Source organism: Serratia sp. 506_PEND (genome assembly GCF_001076875.1).
GTDB classification, from domain to species: Bacteria; Pseudomonadota; Gammaproteobacteria; order Enterobacterales; family Enterobacteriaceae; genus Serratia; species Serratia marcescens.
In genome coordinates this window covers 1-417 of the sequence record NZ_JVEL01000086.1, presented here as the reverse complement: position 1 = coordinate 417, position 417 = coordinate 1, and the positions used below count along the sequence as shown (strand labels likewise).

Below are 417 nucleotides of genomic sequence, written 5' to 3'. Positions count from 1 at the left end.
CCCGAATAGCCGGCTTACGGTAAGGCGGGGAGTTATTGTGCGATAAATTTATAAAATAAATTTATAATTCATCAAGGCGAGTTGTGCCTTGCTTATTATTTAAGCAGGCAATGCCGCTTTGCGGTTACTTATAGCTGATAGTCACGCGCTTTAAATGGGGATCGTTATTCACCATCTCACTGCTGACGGCAGAAACTAATTCTTTTGGCATCTCTGTTAACGAAGAGGATATATACCCGTTCTGATATTCCGTCACTTTACCGAAGCAGCTGGAGATAAGCTTTTCATCCTGATGTTTGACGGTGCAGGCCGGCGTGGTAATGGCGCCGGTGAAGCGCACGACGCCGGAGGCGACCTGACTGCCGGAAAGCGGTTTTGCTTGCAGAGCGAAGGGCAGAATGACCAATGCGCTTAATA

At 47.5% G+C, this 417-nt stretch carries 1 protein-coding gene; it reads right to left on the bottom strand.

The genetic code is table 11. The features are described from left to right. Positions 1-124 precede the first annotated feature (124 nt). A partial coding sequence (locus ADK28_RS02785; protein WP_239686201.1) for a hypothetical protein occupies positions 125-417 on the bottom strand: 293 nt, incomplete at its 5' end.